Origin of the sequence: Streptomyces sp. NBC_00028 (genome assembly GCF_045041065.1) — a bacterium.
In the GTDB taxonomy this organism is placed as follows: domain Bacteria; phylum Actinomycetota; class Actinomycetes; order Streptomycetales; family Streptomycetaceae; genus Streptomyces.
This window is the reverse complement of sequence record NZ_CP108293.1, coordinates 872,054-887,243: the sequence shown is the minus strand read 5'-3', so window position 1 is coordinate 887,243 and position 15,190 is coordinate 872,054. Positions and strand designations below refer to the sequence as shown.

16 protein-coding genes are annotated in these 15,190 nt (G+C 71.8%); 12 read left to right on the top strand and 4 right to left on the bottom strand.

The annotated features are described in order from the left end of the window. Positions 1–120 precede the first annotated feature (120 nt). Entirely contained in the window at positions 121–858 is a 738-nt protein-coding gene (locus OG885_RS03890; RefSeq protein WP_405725980.1) for a GntR family transcriptional regulator, read from the top strand. A 72-nt stretch (positions 859–930) separates the two neighbouring features. On the opposite strand, the gene OG885_RS03885 is transcribed toward OG885_RS03890, so the two are convergent. Continuing rightward, positions 931–1,704, bottom strand: coding sequence for an SDR family NAD(P)-dependent oxidoreductase (locus OG885_RS03885; protein ID WP_405725977.1), 774 nt, complete (start codon positions 1,702–1,704; stop codon positions 931–933). 249 nt (positions 1,705–1,953) lie between these two features. Here OG885_RS03885 and OG885_RS03880 point away from each other — a divergent pair, with 249 nt between their 5' ends. The 4 genes from OG885_RS03880 to OG885_RS03865 all read left to right on the top strand — a co-directional run bounded on the left by OG885_RS03880 (position 1,954) and on the right by OG885_RS03865 (position 5,680). Further along, on the top strand, positions 1,954–3,627 hold the full coding sequence (locus OG885_RS03880; RefSeq protein ID WP_405725974.1) for a cellulase family glycosylhydrolase: 1,674 nt from the start codon (positions 1,954–1,956) through the stop codon (positions 3,625–3,627). A 113-nt stretch (positions 3,628–3,740) separates the two neighbouring features. Further along, positions 3,741–4,325: an ATP-binding protein gene (locus OG885_RS03875; protein ID WP_405725971.1), complete on the top strand. Its 585-nt coding sequence runs from the start codon at positions 3,741–3,743 to the stop codon at positions 4,323–4,325. 29 nt (positions 4,326–4,354) lie between these two features. Next, positions 4,355–4,741, top strand: coding sequence for a BlaI/MecI/CopY family transcriptional regulator (locus OG885_RS03870; protein WP_405725968.1), 387 nt, complete (start codon positions 4,355–4,357; stop codon positions 4,739–4,741). A 6-nt stretch (positions 4,742–4,747) separates the two neighbouring features. Further along, positions 4,748–5,680, top strand: a complete 933-nt coding sequence (locus OG885_RS03865) for a M56 family metallopeptidase (RefSeq protein ID WP_405725965.1) — start codon at positions 4,748–4,750, stop codon at positions 5,678–5,680. Between the two features lie 23 nt (positions 5,681–5,703). Here the strand turns inward: OG885_RS03865 and OG885_RS03860 are convergent, their stop codons facing one another. Beyond that, positions 5,704–6,159, bottom strand: a complete 456-nt coding sequence (locus OG885_RS03860) for a tellurite resistance TerB family protein (protein ID WP_399955485.1) — start codon at positions 6,157–6,159, stop codon at positions 5,704–5,706. A 173-nt stretch (positions 6,160–6,332) separates the two neighbouring features. Here OG885_RS03860 and OG885_RS03855 point away from each other — a divergent pair, with 173 nt between their 5' ends. After that, the gene (locus OG885_RS03855; RefSeq protein WP_405725962.1) at positions 6,333–7,661 is read left to right on the top strand and encodes a hemolysin family protein; all 1,329 of its coding nucleotides are present in this window, start codon (positions 6,333–6,335) and stop codon (positions 7,659–7,661) included. Next, complete coding sequence (locus OG885_RS03850; protein ID WP_405725959.1) at positions 7,658–8,677, top strand: hemolysin family protein; 1,020 nt, start codon at positions 7,658–7,660, stop codon at positions 8,675–8,677. Before OG885_RS03855 ends, OG885_RS03850 begins: the two co-directional genes overlap by 4 nt. Positions 8,678–8,682: 5 nt before the next feature. Here OG885_RS03850 and OG885_RS03845 read toward each other — a convergent pair whose 3' ends face one another. Both OG885_RS03845 and OG885_RS03840 read right to left on the bottom strand, forming a co-directional pair. Further along, positions 8,683–9,540, bottom strand: a complete 858-nt coding sequence (locus OG885_RS03845; RefSeq protein ID WP_405725956.1) for a fructosamine kinase family protein — start codon at positions 9,538–9,540, stop codon at positions 8,683–8,685. A gap of 56 nt (positions 9,541–9,596) precedes the next feature. Then, positions 9,597–10,865, bottom strand: a complete 1,269-nt coding sequence (locus tag OG885_RS03840; protein WP_405725953.1) for an MFS transporter — start codon at positions 10,863–10,865, stop codon at positions 9,597–9,599. An 80-nt stretch (positions 10,866–10,945) separates the two neighbouring features. Here OG885_RS03840 and OG885_RS03835 point away from each other — a divergent pair, with 80 nt between their 5' ends. The 5 genes from OG885_RS03835 (at position 10,946) to OG885_RS03815 (ending at position 15,122) form a co-directional block, all read left to right on the top strand. Further along, positions 10,946–11,545 carry a YciI family protein gene (locus tag OG885_RS03835; protein WP_405725950.1) on the top strand — a complete coding sequence of 200 codons (600 nt, stop codon included), beginning with the start codon at positions 10,946–10,948 and terminating at the stop codon, positions 11,543–11,545. 143 nt (positions 11,546–11,688) lie between these two features. Further along, entirely contained in the window at positions 11,689–12,774 is a 1,086-nt protein-coding gene (locus tag OG885_RS03830) for an S-(hydroxymethyl)mycothiol dehydrogenase (RefSeq protein WP_405725947.1), read from the top strand. Then, positions 12,774–13,406 carry an MBL fold metallo-hydrolase gene (locus OG885_RS03825; RefSeq protein ID WP_405725944.1) on the top strand — a complete coding sequence of 211 codons (633 nt, stop codon included), beginning with the start codon at positions 12,774–12,776 and terminating at the stop codon, positions 13,404–13,406. The genes OG885_RS03830 and OG885_RS03825 overlap by 1 nt, the downstream gene beginning before the upstream one ends. A gap of 196 nt (positions 13,407–13,602) precedes the next feature. Continuing rightward, complete coding sequence (locus OG885_RS03820) at positions 13,603–13,965, top strand: bifunctional 3-phenylpropionate/cinnamic acid dioxygenase ferredoxin subunit (RefSeq protein WP_399955510.1); 363 nt, start codon at positions 13,603–13,605, stop codon at positions 13,963–13,965. Further along, complete coding sequence (locus tag OG885_RS03815) at positions 13,962–15,122, top strand: NAD(P)/FAD-dependent oxidoreductase (RefSeq protein WP_405725941.1); 1,161 nt, start codon at positions 13,962–13,964, stop codon at positions 15,120–15,122. The genes OG885_RS03820 and OG885_RS03815 overlap by 4 nt, the downstream gene beginning before the upstream one ends. The last annotated feature ends 68 nt before the right edge of the window (positions 15,123–15,190 follow it).

The window sequence follows — 15,190 nt, the reverse complement described above, 5'->3', positions numbered from 1 at the left end:
CAGACAGCGCTGTCTGTCGACAGGTGAAGGGGGATCCCCGGAGGGGCTTGCGGAGGGATGAGATAGTGTCGACACCGTTGAATCGGCTGTGAGCCCGTGGCAGGCAGGGAGAGGCGCCCGATGACCGATCAGGACACGCACGAGGTGCTGGAACGCCTCCTGCGGCTGCGGGACCGCCGGGAACCGCTCGTGGCGCAGATCGCGGAATGGGTCGGCGCGGGCATCATCGAGGGCCGTCTGGAACCGGGACAGGACCTCAACAGCGTGGAGCTGTCACGCCGGTTCGACACCAGCCGTACGCCCGTCCGCGAGGCGCTGATGCTCCTCGAACAGGAGGGCCTCGTCGAGATGAAGGCGCGCCGCCGGCCCCGGGTCGCCGCGCCCTCCCTCCAGGACATCCGGGACATCTACCAGGTCAGACGGCAGCTCCTCGCGATGCTCGCGAGCCTCCTCGTCGAGCGGGCCACCGACGCCCAACTCACCGAACTGCGCGCCCGGGTGGAGCGGATGCGCAAGCTGGCCGACTCCGGTGACGTGGACTCCTACTTCTGGGCCCATGTCCAGCTCCAGGAACGGATGACCGAGGTCGTCGGCAACGGCACGCTCAAGCAGATCCTGGACTCACTCGCCCTGCGCACCCTGATGCTGCGCCACCTCAGCCTGACCCGCACCGGCCGCCTCGCCTACAGCATCGACGACCAGGAACGGCTGCTCCAGGCCTGCGAGGAGCGCGACGGCGAGCTGGCCTCGGCCCTGATCGCGGGGGCGACCGTCCGGGCGTTGCGGGCGGTGGAGGAGCAGCTGGAGCAGGACACGGCCGTCCGCAAGCCGGCCCGCAAGCGCCGCACGGAGTCGTGAAGCCCGACGGCCGGGCCTCCCCGGTGCGCCCGCCGCCACCGTCTCCGGCGCCCGACGACCCCTGAGCGCCGCTCACTTGGCCAGGACCCCGCCGTCGACGGGGAAGTTGCCGCCGGTCACCCACGCGGCCTCGTCCGAGGCCAGATAGAGCGCGCACCACGCGATGTCCTCGGGTGTCCCGGTGCGCCCCAGCGGGATCCGGGCGAGCAGTGTCTCGCGCGCCGCACCCTCGTGCGCCCCCGCCGACTCGGTGGCGGGCGTGCGGACCATGCCGGGGGAGACGGTGTTGGCGCGGATGCCCAACGGGCCTCCCTCCACGGCGAGTTGCCGGGTCAGTCCGAGTACGGCGGCCTTGCCCGCGCAGTGCGCCACCATGCCGAAGGTGCCGCTGCCGCGAAAGGCGTTCACCGAGGCGAAGTTGACGATCGAGCCGCCCCCGGACGCCTCCATGTGCGGCCATGCCGCCTGTACGGGCAGGAAGACGACGTCGACCTCGCCGCGCATCGTGGGCGTCCACTGGGCGTCGAAGTCCATGGCGACGGCCGGGGCCATGTGCGGGGCGACGGCGCCCGCCGTCACCAGCGCGTCGATCCGCCCGTGCCGGGCCGCCGCCTCGTCGGCGAACCGGCGGGCGTCCGCGGGTTCGGTCATGTCCAGCGGGGCCAGGACGTCGAGGCCCAGACCGCGTTCGGCCGCCAGCTCGCGGGTCCGCTCCGCCGCTGCCGCGTCGATGTCGCAGCCGACGACTGTCGCGCCCTGTTCGGCGAAGAGCAGGGCGCACCCCTGTCCGATCCCGGCGCCCGCGCCGGTGACGAGAGCGACCTTTCCGGAGAGCCTGCCGGTCACTGGGACCCCCTTCTCAAGGCAGTCGTACGAGACCGCGGTGCGGCTCACCCCCATTCCTAGTGTCGACACTACGGCGGGGTCAAGGGTGATGGCGTTCGTCATTCCCGATAGTGTCGACAGTCTGCGGCGTATTGAGGGGTCTTTGCTCATTCCCTTGACGTGTACCTGGCGCGATGGCTTTATGGGAGCGCTCCCATATCGCTCTCCTCCCATGCCTGAGTTTCTTGGCGCTCACTCCCAGGAGTCGCAGTGAGAAGAACAAGAAGCACGACAAGAAAGAGCACGACGACATCGGGCCGCCTCGCCCGTCTGGCGGCAGCCCTTCTCGGGCTCGTCCTGCTCGGCGCGCTCTGGCCCGCCGCCGCCCACGCCCAGGCCGAGCCGCCGGGCGTCCAGGCCACCGGCCTCCACATCAGCAACGGCCGGCTGCTCGAAGGCAACGGCAACGATTTCGTGATGCGCGGCGTGAACCACGCCCACACCTGGTATCCGAACGAGACGCAGTCGCTCTCCGACATCAAGGCGCTCGGCGCCAACGCCGTCCGGGTCGTCCTGGCCGACGGTCACCGCTGGACCGCCAACACCGCGGCGGACGTTGCCAACGTTGTCACCCAGTGCAAGGCCAACCGGCTCATCTGCGTCCTGGAGGTGCACGACACCACCGGCTACGGCGAGGACAGCGCGGCCGGCACGCTCGACCAGGCCGCCGACTACTGGATCGGCCTGAAGAGCGTGCTCGCGGGCCAGGAGAACTACATCATCATCAACATCGGCAACGAGCCCTGGGGCAACACGAGCCCCGAGGGCTGGACCGACCCCACCATCGCCGCGGTCAAGAAGCTCCGCAACGCCGGGTTCGAGCACACGATCATGGTGGACGCCCCCAACTGGGGCCAGGACTGGCAACAGGTCATGCGCACCAACGCCCAGAACGTCTACAACGCCGACACCACCGGCAACCTGATCTTCTCGATCCACATGTACAGCGTCTTCGACACCGCCGCGGAGATCACCGACTACCTCAACGCCTTCGTCAACGCCAAACTCCCCATCCTGATCGGTGAGTTCGGGGGCCCGGCCGACCAGTGGGGCGACCCGGACGAGGACACCATGATGGCCACCGCCGAGCAGCTCGACCTCGGATACCTGGCCTGGTCGTGGAGCGGCAACACCGACCCCATCCTCGACCTCGCGATCGACTTCGACCCCAACCAGCTCAGTTCCTGGGGCCAGCGCATCTTCAACGGCACCAACGGCATCGCCCAGACCGCCAAGGAAGCCACCGTCTACGGCGGTGGCGGCTCCGGCGACACCCAGGCGCCCACGACCCCCGGCACCCCGAGCGCCTCCGCGGTGACGGCCACCTCCGCGGGCCTCACCTGGACCGCCTCCACCGACAACGTCGGCGTCGCCGGTTACGACGTCGTCCGTGTCAGCGGCGGCACCGAGACCAAGGTCGCCGCCTCCACCACCAACTCGGTGACCGTGACCGGGCTTTCGGCGGAGACCGCGTACACCTTCGCCGTCTACGCCCGGGACGCGGCGGGCAACCGCTCGGCCCGCTCGGCGACCGTGAACGTCACGACCGGCAAGGCCCCGGTGCTCAACTGCTCGGTCGGCTACCGGGTCGTGGGGGAGTGGCCGGGCGGCTTCCAGGGAGAGATCACCATCCGCAACACCGGCGCCACCGCCATCAACGGCTGGACCCTCGCCTTCTCCTTCGCCAACGGCCAGACAGTCTCCAACATGTGGGGCGGCACCCCGACCCAGAGCGGCGCCGACGTCAGCGTGACCCCCGCCTCGTACACGTCGACCGTCCCCGCCGCCGGCTCGGTCACCGTCGGCTTCATCGGCGCCAAGGGCACGACCAACGCTGCACCGACCGCCTTCACGCTCAACGGCAGCACCTGCGCGACCAGTTGATCGCTCACCCCGGTTGACCACCGGTGCTCCGGGCTGACCGGCGGCGGCATGCGCCCGCCGGTCAGCCGCGTGCCCGGTCAGCTGATGGTCCAGCACCCCTAAACTGCGCGACCATGCGTCGATACATCCTCACCGGCACCCCCGGTGCCGGAAAGACCTCCCTCCTCCACGGCCTGGCCGACCTCGGCCTTCCGGTCGTGGAGGAGGCGGCCACCGCCGTCATCGCCCAGGCCCAGGCGCGGGGCGAGGACGAGCCATGGACCCGGGCCTCGTTCCTGGACGACATCGTGGGGATGCAGAAGGCACGGCAACTGGCGGCCCCCGCCACCGGCCCGGTGCAGGTGTACGACCGCTCACCGATCTGCACCCACGCCCTCGCCCGGTACCTCGGCCGCCCGATCCCCCCGTCGCTGACCGCGGAGATCGAGCGGATCACGGCCGAGCACATCTACGAGCGCCGGGTGTTCTTCGTCCGCAACCTCGGCTTCTGCGAGCCCACCAGCGCCCGCCGCATCAGCTTCGAGGAGTCGCTGGAGTTCGAGAGGGTCCACGAGGAGAGCTACCGCGCCTTCGGCTACGAGCTCCTGGACGTCCCCGCCGCCGCCCTCGCGGACCGGGTCCAGGCGGTGCGATCGGCCATGGGACCACCCGGGCCTGAGGATCCGGCACCAGGTGTCCTTACGATGGACCGCCCGTGACGTGCGCGGCAGCGGAAGGGAGACAGGGAGTGACGGATCACCGGCGTCCCCGGCGACGGGGGCAGGGCGAGCTGGAGGTGCAGGTCCTGTCGGCCCTCAGGGCGGCGGACGGACCGGCGACCGCGGGCTGGGTGCAGGAGCGTCTCGGCGGGGATCTGGCCTACACGACGGTGATCACGATCCTGACCAGACTGCTGGCCAAGGGCGCGGTGACCCGCGAACGCGCGGGCCGCTCCTTCGCGTGGACGCCGGTGTCGGACGAGGCGGGGCTCGCCGCGCACCGGATGCGCAGGCTGCTCGACGGCGAGAGCGACCGGGAAGCGGTCCTGGCCAGCTTCGTCACCTCCCTCGAACCCGACGACGAGCGACTGCTGAGGGAACTGCTGGGGCAGGCGGAGAGCGAAGGGGAAGACTGAGACCTCATGGGGGTGTTCGTCTTTCTGCCGCTGGTCCTGCCCCTGACGGCCTGGCCGATCGCGCGGCTCGCCGAGCAGCATCTGCATCCACGCCTCGCCACCCGGCTGCTGACGGCCGTGGCCGGGGTCATGGCGCTGTGCAGCACGGTCTGCCTGGCGCTGCTGATGGTGGTCGGCACCGCCCAACTGCCGGGCAACCCGCTGCCCGACGGCTGGTCGGACCCCGAGGTCCGCGCGGCCGTGCCCTACGACGAGGTGGCCGGGCGGGCCGCCATCCCGGTGCTGCTGGCCGTCGCCATGGTGTGCGGTCGCGCCCTGTGGCGGCACGGCCGGACACGGCGGCGCGCACACCGGGCGCTGGCCGGGCTGCCGGGCGCGCAGGTCGTCGTACTCCCGGAGCAGGAGCCGTACGCGTACGCCCTGCCCGGTGGGGCCCGGGGTCGGATCGTCGTGACGACGGCGCTGCTGGCCGGGTTGCGGCCCGCCGAGCGGCGGGCTCTGTTCGCGCACGAGCGGTCCCATCTGGCCGCCCGGCACCACCGGTTCCTGCTGGTCGCGCAACTCGCGGCGCGCGCCAATCCGTTCCTGGGGCCGCTGCGCACGGCCGTGACCTACACGACCGAGCGCTGGGCGGACGAGGAGGCCGCGCGGGTCGTCGGTGACCGGCGCACCGTGGCGCGCGCGATCGGCAAGGCGGCCCTGGTCTCACACGGGACTCCGGTGCCCGCGCTCGCCGGGTTCGCGCTGCCCGGACCCGTACCGCGCCGGGTGGCCGCCCTGCTGCGGCCGGCGCCCGCGCCGCGAAGCTGGCCGTCGATGTTCACGGCGGTGGGCCTCGCCGCCTGGGCGGCCGCCGCCGGGACCGCGGTGTCGGCGATGTCGTCCGCCAACTCCGCGGTGACGATGGTCCTCATCCTGCGTGCGGCGACGCCCCTGTAGCGAGGCGTCGCCGGGCACCGGACTCAGAGGTCGAACTCGTGCGGCGGCAGGTCAAGGGCGAAGCACGCCTCGCGGACGACGGCCTGCTCGGTCTTGTCGAAGTCGCCGTCGGCGCCGCCGATGACGATGCCGATCTGGATGACGGCCCGCGCCTCGGCGGGCTTCTTCTTGGCCTTGCCGATCTCCTGGAGCACGCTCACCTTGCCGAACGCGAAGTCGGCGGTGAGCTTGTTCAGGTTCTCGTCGAAGCGCCGCTGAAGGTCCATGGCGTCGAAGTTCTGCAGCACCTCGTTGCCGGCGATCAGCTGGGCGACGCGCTGCCGCTCGGACGGATCCACCGTGCCGTCGGCCGCCGCCACCAGTGCGCACATGGCCATGCTGGCATCGCGGAACGCGCCGCTCTTGAGGTCGTTCTTCTTCGCCACGAGCTGGGTCTGCATCGTCGACGCGGACTCCTTGATGCGGTCCCACAGGGCCATCGCAACTCCCAAAGGTGTGTCGGGGCCCGGCCCGTCCCACTGACGGACCGGCAACCCCCTAATATCTACAGCAACGTAGAAACTAGCGGCTGGGCCGATAAGTTCCGGCGATCCTGGAAACGACCATTGAAGGAGCACGCTTTGTCCGCCCGACCCACGGACCCGGGACACGCATGAGTACCACCAACGCCCTGCTCGGCCTGCTGGCCGTCTTCGTCCTCACCGCCGGCACCGGCTACTTCGTCGCCCAGGAGTTCGCGTACGTCTCCGCGGACCGGCTCGCCCTCGCCCGCGAGGCCGAGACGGGCGACCGCAGGGCCGCTCGCGCGCTGACGGTCCTTGAGCGGCTGTCGTTCATGCTGTCCGGCGCCCAGCTCGGCATCACCGTCACCGGCCTGGTCGTCGGCTTCATCGCCGAGCCCTCCGTCTCCGCGCTGCTGGAACCCGCCCTGACCGGCGCCGGGGTGCCCGAGGGAGCCGTCGGCGGGATCTCGGTCGTGCTCGCCTTCGTCCTCGCCACCGTCGTCCAGATGGTCCTCGGCGAACTGGCCCCGAAGAACCTCGCCATCGCCGTGCCGGAACGCCTGGCGAAGTCCCTCGCGGGCTCGACCCTCGCCTATCTCAAGGTCGTCGGTCCGCTCGTGCACATCTTCGACGGCGCCGCCAACCGGCTGCTGCGCAAGGTCGGCATCGAGCCCGTCGAGGAACTGCACCACGGCGCCACCCTGGAGGAACTCGGCCATCTCATCGGCGAGTCCCACGAACAGGGCGAGCTGCCCAAGGAGACCGCCGCCCTCATCGACCACGCCCTGGAGTTCTCCGAGCGCACCCTCGACGAGGTCATGGTCCCGCGCGTCGACGCCGTCTTCGTCCGCAAGGACGCCACCGCCGCCGAGGCCGTCGACCTGATCGCCAAGCACGGCCACTCCACCTACCCGGTGCTCGGCGACCACCCGGACGACGTCCCGGGCGTCATCGGCGTACGCGAGCTGATGCGCCTGCCCGCCGTCGCCCTGGCCGCCACCACCGCGGGCGCACTGGCCCGCCGACCGCTGCTGCTCCCCGACACCCTGCCGCTGCCGGACGCGGTCGAGCAACTGCGCGAGCGGGACGAGGAGTTCGCGGTCGTCCTTGACGAACACGGCGGTGTCGCCGGCATCGTCACCTACGAGGACATCGCCGAGGAACTCGTCGGTGACATCGCCGACGAGACCGACACGGTCATCGAGGTCGCCGTCCCCGACGGAGACGGCTGGCTGGTGGACGCCGGGCGCCGGCTCGACGAGATCGCCGAGGTCACCGGCATCGAGCTGCCCGAGGAAGAGGACTACGACACCGTGGCCGGCCTGATCGTGGACCGGCTCGGCCGCTTCCCGGCCATCGGCGACCGGCTGACCGTCGACCTCGCCGACGGGGGTCGCGCCCTGATCGACGTACGCACCCTGGACCGGCATGTACCGGAGCGGGTCCGCATCCAGCAGACGGCAAAGGAACCGGCATGAGCTTCCCTATGGCGGTCTTCGTCACCGTCCTGCTGCTGATCGGCAGCGGGTTCTTCGTCGCCGCCGAGTTCGCGCTGGTCGCCGCCAAACGGCACCGCATGGAGAAGGCGGCGGCCCAGGGACAGCGCGGCGCCAAGGCGGCACTCGCCGGGATGCGGGAGCTGTCGCTGATGCTGGCCGGCGCCCAACTCGGCATCACCGTCTGCACTCTGGGCCTCGGGTCGGTGTCCAAGCCGGCCATCTCCCATGAACTCGACCCGCTGCTGCACAAGGTGGGGCTGCCGAGCGCCGTCAGCTACGCCGTCGCCTTCGCCGTGGCCATGATCGTGGTGGTGTTCCTGCACATGGTGGTCGGCGAGATGGCGCCCAAGTCCTGGGCCATCGCCCACCCCGAGCGCTCCGCGATGCTGCTCTCGCCGCCCTTCCGGGCCGTGGTCAAGGTCGTACGGCCGCTGATCGGCGTCCTCAACCGGATCAGCAACGCGTTCGTACGGCTGTGCCGGGTCACCCCGCGCGACGAGCTGGCCTCGGTCCACAACCGCGAGCAACTCACCCATCTCGTCGAGGAGTCCGAGCGTCTCGGCCTGATCAGCGAGACCGACTCGGAGCTGCTCACGCGTTCGCTCGTCGAGCCGGAGACCCCTGTCGTCGAGCTCCGGATCCCGGCTGCCCGGATCACCTCCGTCGCCGGGGACGCGGGCATCGACGACATCCTCCGCCTCGCGACCGACCATGACCGCACCCGTCTGCTGGTGCGCGAGGAGGGCGGCGAGGTGCTCGGCTCGGTCCACGCCCGCGACGCGCTCGTGGCCCGCGCCCGCTCACGCACGGCGACGGCCCGCACCCTGGCCCGCCCGGTACCGGAGCTGACCGAGGTCACGACCGTCGCCGACGCGATCGAACTGCTCCGCCGCCACCGCGCCTCCCTCGCGGTGGTACGCGACGAGAGGGGCCTGCTGACGGGGATGGTGACGCTGGACGACCTGCTCGCCCGCTATCTGCAACCGCAGCCGTAGCGAAATCAGCCGACGGCGTACCGGCGGGCCACGGCGAGGGTCTGCTCGGCATAGGAGCGGCCGAACAGGACGGTGTGCACCAGCAGGGGGAAGAGCTGGTGCAGCCCCACCCGCTCCCGCCACCCGGCGGCGGGCGGCATGGCTTCCTCGTAGCCCTCCAACACCTCGGCGAGATGAGGACAGCCGAAGAGCTGGAGCATGGCCAGGTCGGTCTCGCGGTGCCCGCCGTGTGCCGCGGGGTCGATGAGCCAGACCTGTCCGTCGGCGCCCCACAGCACATTGCCGCTCCACAGGTCCCCGTGCAGTCGCGCGGGCCGCTCGGCGGGGCCGGTGAGCTGCCCGACGCGTTCACAGACCCGCTCGATCGGGGCGGCCTCGGCGGCCCGCAGGGTCCCGTCGTCGACCGCGCGGCGCAGATAGGGGAGCACCCGGTACCGGGCGTACCAGTCGGGCCAGTCGTCGCCGGGTACGTTGCTCATCGGGGCGGCGCCGATGTACGCGTCCCTCGGCCCGCCCGGCGGTGGGGCGCCGAAGGCGCCGGCGCCGGTGGCGTGCAGTGCGGCCAGGGCACGGCCGAAGCGCAGCGCCATCGGGGCCTCCGGCCGCCCCTGCGGGACGCACCGGGTGACCAGCCACTGCCGCTCCCGCCCGTGCACCACCGGCACGCTGACCGCATCGGCGGCGGCGAGCCACTCCAGCCCCGCGGCCTCAGCGCGTGCCGCCCCCGCGCTTCCGGCGTCCTTGACGACCACCGGTCCGTCGGCGAGGGCGACTTCGGTGACCGCTGCGGTGAGCCGCCGCGACGACACCGCGGCCCGCCCGGTGAGTCGGGCCGCCACGGCTTCGGGCCCGTCGCCGCTCATACGCCGCACTCCGCGTCCAGCACCATGACGACCTCCCTCGCATCCGGCCCACGAGTCTAGGAACCGGCGCCCTCCAGGGAGTCCGCCGACACCCGGCCCGCCGGGGACCGCAGGGTCCGGACCTGCGGTGAGAGCAGCGCCCCCGCGGTGGCCAGCACCACCAGGGCCGAGCAGCCGGCCAGCGCGGGGCCGAGGCCCACGGCCGCGGCGACGGGCCCGGCGACGAGCAGGCCGAGCGGGGCGAGGGTGAGGGAGCCGAACCAGTCGTAGGAACTGACCCGCGACAACAGGTGCTCGGGGATCTCGCGTTGCACGGTGGTGGCCCACAGCACGCCGAAGACGTCACTGGCGACCCCGGCGGTGAACATGGCCGCGGCGATCATCCACACCGGGGCCCGCGCGCTCAGCAGCGCGATCGGTACGGCGGCCGGGAACATGCACAGCACGGCCACCAGGAGAGGGTGGCGCACCCGCACCCGGGCGGCCAGCCCCGCCCCGCCGATCGTCCCGACGGCCTGGGCGGCCACCACGACGGACCACGCGCGTGCCCCGCCGAGGTGCCGGTCGGCCATGAGCGGCCCGAGGACGCCGACGTTGGCGTTGAGCGCGGCGACCACGACCGCGCTCTGCGCGACGACGACCCACAGCCATTGCCGGGAGGCGAACTCCCGCCACCCTTCGCGCAGTTCGGTCCAACCGGAGGCCCAGCCGGAGGTCCTGCCGCGTGGTCGCGCCGCCACCGGGAGGCGGGCCGTGAGCGCGGCGCTGACCGCGAAGGACGCGGCGTTGAGCGCGAGCGCCCATCCGGCGCCGACGAGGGCCACCGTCACCCCGGACAACGCGAGCCCCAGCAGCAGGGAGGCGTTGGTGCCCATCCGCAGCAGACCGTTGGCCTGTTGCAGGCGCACCGTCGGGACCAGCAGCGGCACCAGACCGTCCATCGCGGGCGCGAACAGCGCGGTGGCCGTCCCGGCGGCGACCGCCAGCAGACACATGCCCGCGAGTGGCGCGTGCCCGCTCAGCACCATCACGGCCAGGCCCGCGTAGGCCAAGGTGCCCAGGACATCCGCCAGGACCATCAGTCGCGACCGTGACATCCGGTCCGCGATCACGCCGCCCACCAGGACGAACACCAGCTGCGGCAACGCCTGACAGGCCAGCACCAGCGAGAGGCGTCCCGCACTCGCCCCGGGCAGCGCGAGCACCGCGAAGGCCAGTGCCACCCGGGCGAAGCCGTTGCCGAGGACGGAGACGACCCGGGCGGACAGCAGCAGGAGGAATCGTTGGTCACGCCACAACGGCGAAGGGGGCGAAGGGCGTGTCATGGCCACGGACACTAGAAGATCGATACGGGGTGGCGATCCGAACCGGCCATCTCGTACGGACGACCTTCTTGAGGAGTGACATGGAGTACTTCGTCTACTGCCGTGACCGGGCGGATTCCCTCGATCTGCGCAGGGAACTGACCGAGGACCACTGGGCGTTCATGGACGGCTATGCCGAGGAGCTGATCGCTCGGGGACCCACGTTCCCGGCCGAGGGTGACGGGGTGAGCGGCAGCATGCACATCGTCGACCTGCCCGACGCGGCCGCCGCGCGGACGTTCGCGTTCGATGAGCCCAACTACAAGGCGGGCGTCTACCGGGACGTGCTGATCCGCCGGTGGCGGAACACGCTGGGCCGCACCATGTGGGAGTACACGGGAGCGACGGCGGGATTCGGCCGGTTCCTGATCCTCGCGCAGGGCGGGGCGGACGCGAGCGCTGACCTCGGGCTGCTGGACGCGGCGCAGCGGCGGTATCTCGAAGACGGCTATCGCGACCGCCTGATCGCGTACGGGCCGCTGCTGGGCGAGGACGGAGTCACCTGGCTGGGCACCGCCTTGCTGGTCGAGCTCGCCGACCGGGCCGCCGCCGAAGCGCTGATGGCGGACGAGCCGTACGCCCGGGCGGGGCTGTACGAGAGCGTCGAGATCCACGACTGGGAGTTCGGGGGGCGCCGGTAGGGCCGAGGGGGCGGCGGCGTATGCGGCGGATCCGAGTCCTTGACCCCGGGTCGGCGCTCCACGATGCTGTGTTGCGGCACATGAGATGAGTGCCGTAATGAGCAACAGTCTGCCTTGAGTCTCGTACCAGCCGAGGAGTGGCCATGTCGCACCAGGTCCGTGCTGTCGTCGCGCGGGGGAAGGGTGCCCCCGTCAGCCTGGAAACGATCATCGTGCCCGACCCGGGTCCCGGCGAGGCGCTGGTGAAGATCGAGGCCTGCGGGGTCTGCCACACCGACCTGCACTACCGCGAGGGCGGCATCAGCGACGACTTCCCCTTCCTGCTGGGGCATGAGGCGGCGGGCGTGGTGGAGTCGGTGGGGGAGGGTGTCACCGATGTCGCGCCCGGTGACTTCGTGATCCTCAACTGGCGTGCGGTGTGCGGGCAGTGTCGTGCGTGTCTGCGCGGGCGGCCGCAGTACTGCTTCAACACGCACAACGCCAAGCAGAGGATGACGTTGACGGACGGCACCGAGCTGTCGCCCGCCCTCGGTATCGGTGCGTTCGCCGAGAAGACGCTGGTCGCGGCCGGCCAGTGCACCAAGGTCGACCCGGCCGCGTCCGCCGCCGCTGTCGGCCTGCTCGGGTGCGGGGTGATGGCGGGCATCGGCGCCGCGATCAACACCGGCAACGTCGGCCGCGGTGACACGGTCGCCGTCATCGGCTGCGGCGGCGTCGGCGACGCGGCCGTCACCGGTTCGAACCTCGCGGGCGCGGCGCGGATCATCGCGGTGGACATCGACGACCGCAAGCTGGAGACGGCGAGGAAGCTGGGCGCGACCCACACGGTCAACTCGCGCGAGACCGACGCGGTGGAGGCGATCCGGGAGCTGACCGGCGGCTTCGGCGCGGACGTGGTGATTGAGGCGGTGGGCCGCCCGGAGACCTACAAGCAGGCCTTCTACGCCCGTGACCTCGCCGGCACCGTCGTCCTCGTCGGCGTGCCCACCCCGGAGATGAAGCTGGAGCTGCCGCTGCTCGACGTCTTCGGCCGTGGCGGCGCCCTGAAGTCCTCCTGGTACGGCGACTGCCTGCCCAGCCGCGACTTCCCGATGCTCGTCGACCTCTATCTCCAGGGCCGGCTCGACCTGGACGCCTTCGTCACCGAGACCATCGCGCTGGACGAGGTCGAGAAGGCCTTCGAGCGGATGCACGACGGCGACGTCCTGCGCTCGGTGGTGGTCCTCTGATGCCCGGTGCCCGCATCGAACGCCTCATCACCTCGGGGACGTTCTCGCTGGACGGCGGCACCTGGGACGTGGACAACAACGTGTGGATCGTCGGCGACGACACCGAGGCGATCGTCATCGACGCCGCCCATGACGCCGACGCGATCGTCGAGGCCCTCGCCGGACGCCGGCTCACGGCGATCGTGTGCACCCACGCGCACAACGACCACATCGACGCCGCGCCCGAACTCGCCGAGCGCACCGGAGCACCGGTCCTCCTGCATCCCGACGACCTGCCGCTGTGGAAACAGACCCATCCCGACCGGGCGCCGGACGCCGAACTGGCCGACGGCCAGGGGCTCGCGGTGGCCGGCGTCGAACTGACCGTGCTGCACACACCAGGCCACGCTCCCGGTGCCGTCTGCCTCCATGCCCCCGCTCTGGGGGCCCTCTTCAGCGGCGACACGCTGTTCGCCGGCGGACCGGGGGCCACCGGACGGTCGTACAGCCACTTTCCGACCATCGTCGAGTCGATCCGGGACCGGCTGCTCGCGTTGCCGGGTGACACGGTCGTGCACACCGGACACGGTGACACCACCACGGTCGGCGCCGAGGCTCCGCACCTCCAGGAGTGGATCGACCGCGGCTTCTGAACCCCCGTCCGCACGCTGTCGTACAGCGCCCGTTCCGCCTGTTTCCGCAGGTGGTTCGGGCGCTTCGAGCTGCCTGGAGGCAGACCGTGAGAACCGTTGGAACCGGGCCTTTGGACGCCTTGACAACGGTTCAGAGCGGCCCGCAGACTGGCGTTGCGCTAACCGCAATCCGTTTCGCTATACGCACCGAGGTGTCATGATGATTCCCGCGTGCCGTCTCGCGGATCTGCCGCGAGGCGAGGCCATGAGGCTCGACATCGATCCGCCGGTCTCGGTCTTCCACACCGACGACGGTGAGATCTTCGCGATCGACGACACCTGCACCCACCAGGACGCCTCGCTCGCCGACGGCTGGCTGGAGGGCTGTGAGGTGGAATGCCCGCTGCACGCCTCGAAGTTCGACCTGCGCACCGGCGCGGTCGACGCCCCGCCGGCCAAGCTCCCGGTGCGGACCCACGAGGTCGCCGTCGAGGACGGCATGATCTACGTACGGCTCTCCGCCGACGCCCCCAACCTGCCGCCCTGCGTGGCCGCCCGGCTCGCCGGGGGTCCCGCGTGAGGACGGTGGCCGTGGTCGGCGCCTCGCTGGCCGGACTGTCGGCGGCACGCTCGCTGCGCAAGCAGGGCTACGACGGCCGGCTGGTCGTCGTCGGCGACGAGCTCCACCGCCCGTACGACCGGCCCCCGTTGTCCAAGGAGTTCCTGGCCGGCACCCTCGGCGAGGCGGACCTGGCCCTGGAGACGGACGACGAGGAACTGGACGTCGAGTGGCTGCTCGGCGCCCGCGCCACCGGGCTCGACCGCACCGAGCGGGCGGTCCGGCTCGCCGACGGCCGCGCCCTGCGCGCCCACGGCATCGTCATCGCGACCGGGGCCGCCGCACGCGGCCTGCCCGGCAGCGAGGGCCTGGCCGGGGTGCACACCCTGCGCACCCTGGACGACGCCCGCGCCCTGCGTGACGAACTGGCGGCCGGCGGACGGCTGGTGGTGATCGGCGGCGGCTTCATCGGCGCCGAGGTCGCCTCCACCGCGTACGCCCTCGGGCTCGACGTGACGGTGGTCGAGGCGGCCCCGACACCGCTCGCCGGACCGCTCGGCGAGACCATGGGCGCCGTCGTCTCCGGCCTCCACACTGACCACGGCGTACGGCTGTTGTGCGGGGTCGGGGTCAAGGGGCTCGGCGGGGAGCGTCGGGTGGACGCCGTCCTGCTGGAGGACGGCCGCAGTCTCCCCGCGGACATCGTCGTCGTCGGGGTGGGCGCCCGGCCCTGCGTCGAGTGGCTGGAGGGGTCCGGCGTGACGCTCGACAACGGCGTCAAGTGCGGCGCCGACGGCCGCACCAGCCTGGCCGGCGTGGTCGCGGTCGGCGACTGCGCCAACTGGTACGACCCCCGCGTGGGCGCCCACCGCCGCGTCGAGCACTGGACCGGCGCGCTGGAACGCCCGGCCGCCGCCGTGGCCACCCTGCTCGCGGGCGGCGCGGTCGAGCCGGGCACGCCCAGGCCGCCCTACTTCTGGTCGGACCAGTACGGCGTGCGGATCCAGTTCGCCGGTCACGCGGCCGGCGCCGACAGTGTGAGGGTCGAACAGGGCACCGCGGACGACCGCGACGTCCTGGCCGTCTACCGGCGGGCCGGGCAGCCGGTCGCCGTCCTCGGGCTGAACCAGCCGCGGCTGTTCACCCGCTGGCGCAAGCAGCTGAGCGCTTCGCTGTGAGTGCCGCGATGTGTCGTTCTTCTTCCGCGGCGCCGTTGTGGCTGGTCGCGCCCCGCGGCGGAGCCGCA

Excerpts from the sequence above, each read along its gene's own strand:
- OG885_RS03890 (WP_405725980.1), top strand. The coding sequence starts at position 121 with ATGACCGATCAGGACACGCACGAGGTGCTGGAACGCCTCCTGCGGCTG.
- OG885_RS03875 (WP_405725971.1), top strand. The coding sequence starts at position 3,741 with ATGCGTCGATACATCCTCACCGGCACCCCCGGTGCCGGAAAGACCTCC.
- OG885_RS03865 (WP_405725965.1), top strand. The coding sequence starts at position 4,748 with ATGGGGGTGTTCGTCTTTCTGCCGCTGGTCCTGCCCCTGACGGCCTGG.
- OG885_RS03860 (WP_399955485.1), bottom strand. The coding sequence starts at position 6,159 with ATGGCCCTGTGGGACCGCATCAAGGAGTCCGCGTCGACGATGCAGACC.
- OG885_RS03855 (WP_405725962.1), top strand. The coding sequence starts at position 6,333 with ATGAGTACCACCAACGCCCTGCTCGGCCTGCTGGCCGTCTTCGTCCTC.
- OG885_RS03850 (WP_405725959.1), top strand. The coding sequence starts at position 7,658 with ATGAGCTTCCCTATGGCGGTCTTCGTCACCGTCCTGCTGCTGATCGGC.
- OG885_RS03845 (WP_405725956.1), bottom strand. The coding sequence starts at position 9,540 with ATGAGCGGCGACGGGCCCGAAGCCGTGGCGGCCCGACTCACCGGGCGG.
- OG885_RS03840 (WP_405725953.1), bottom strand. The coding sequence starts at position 10,865 with ATGACACGCCCTTCGCCCCCTTCGCCGTTGTGGCGTGACCAACGATTC.
- OG885_RS03835 (WP_405725950.1), top strand. The coding sequence starts at position 10,946 with ATGGAGTACTTCGTCTACTGCCGTGACCGGGCGGATTCCCTCGATCTG.
- OG885_RS03830 (WP_405725947.1), top strand. The coding sequence starts at position 11,689 with ATGTCGCACCAGGTCCGTGCTGTCGTCGCGCGGGGGAAGGGTGCCCCC.
- OG885_RS03825 (WP_405725944.1), top strand. The coding sequence starts at position 12,774 with ATGCCCGGTGCCCGCATCGAACGCCTCATCACCTCGGGGACGTTCTCG.
- OG885_RS03820 (WP_399955510.1), top strand. The coding sequence starts at position 13,603 with ATGATGATTCCCGCGTGCCGTCTCGCGGATCTGCCGCGAGGCGAGGCC.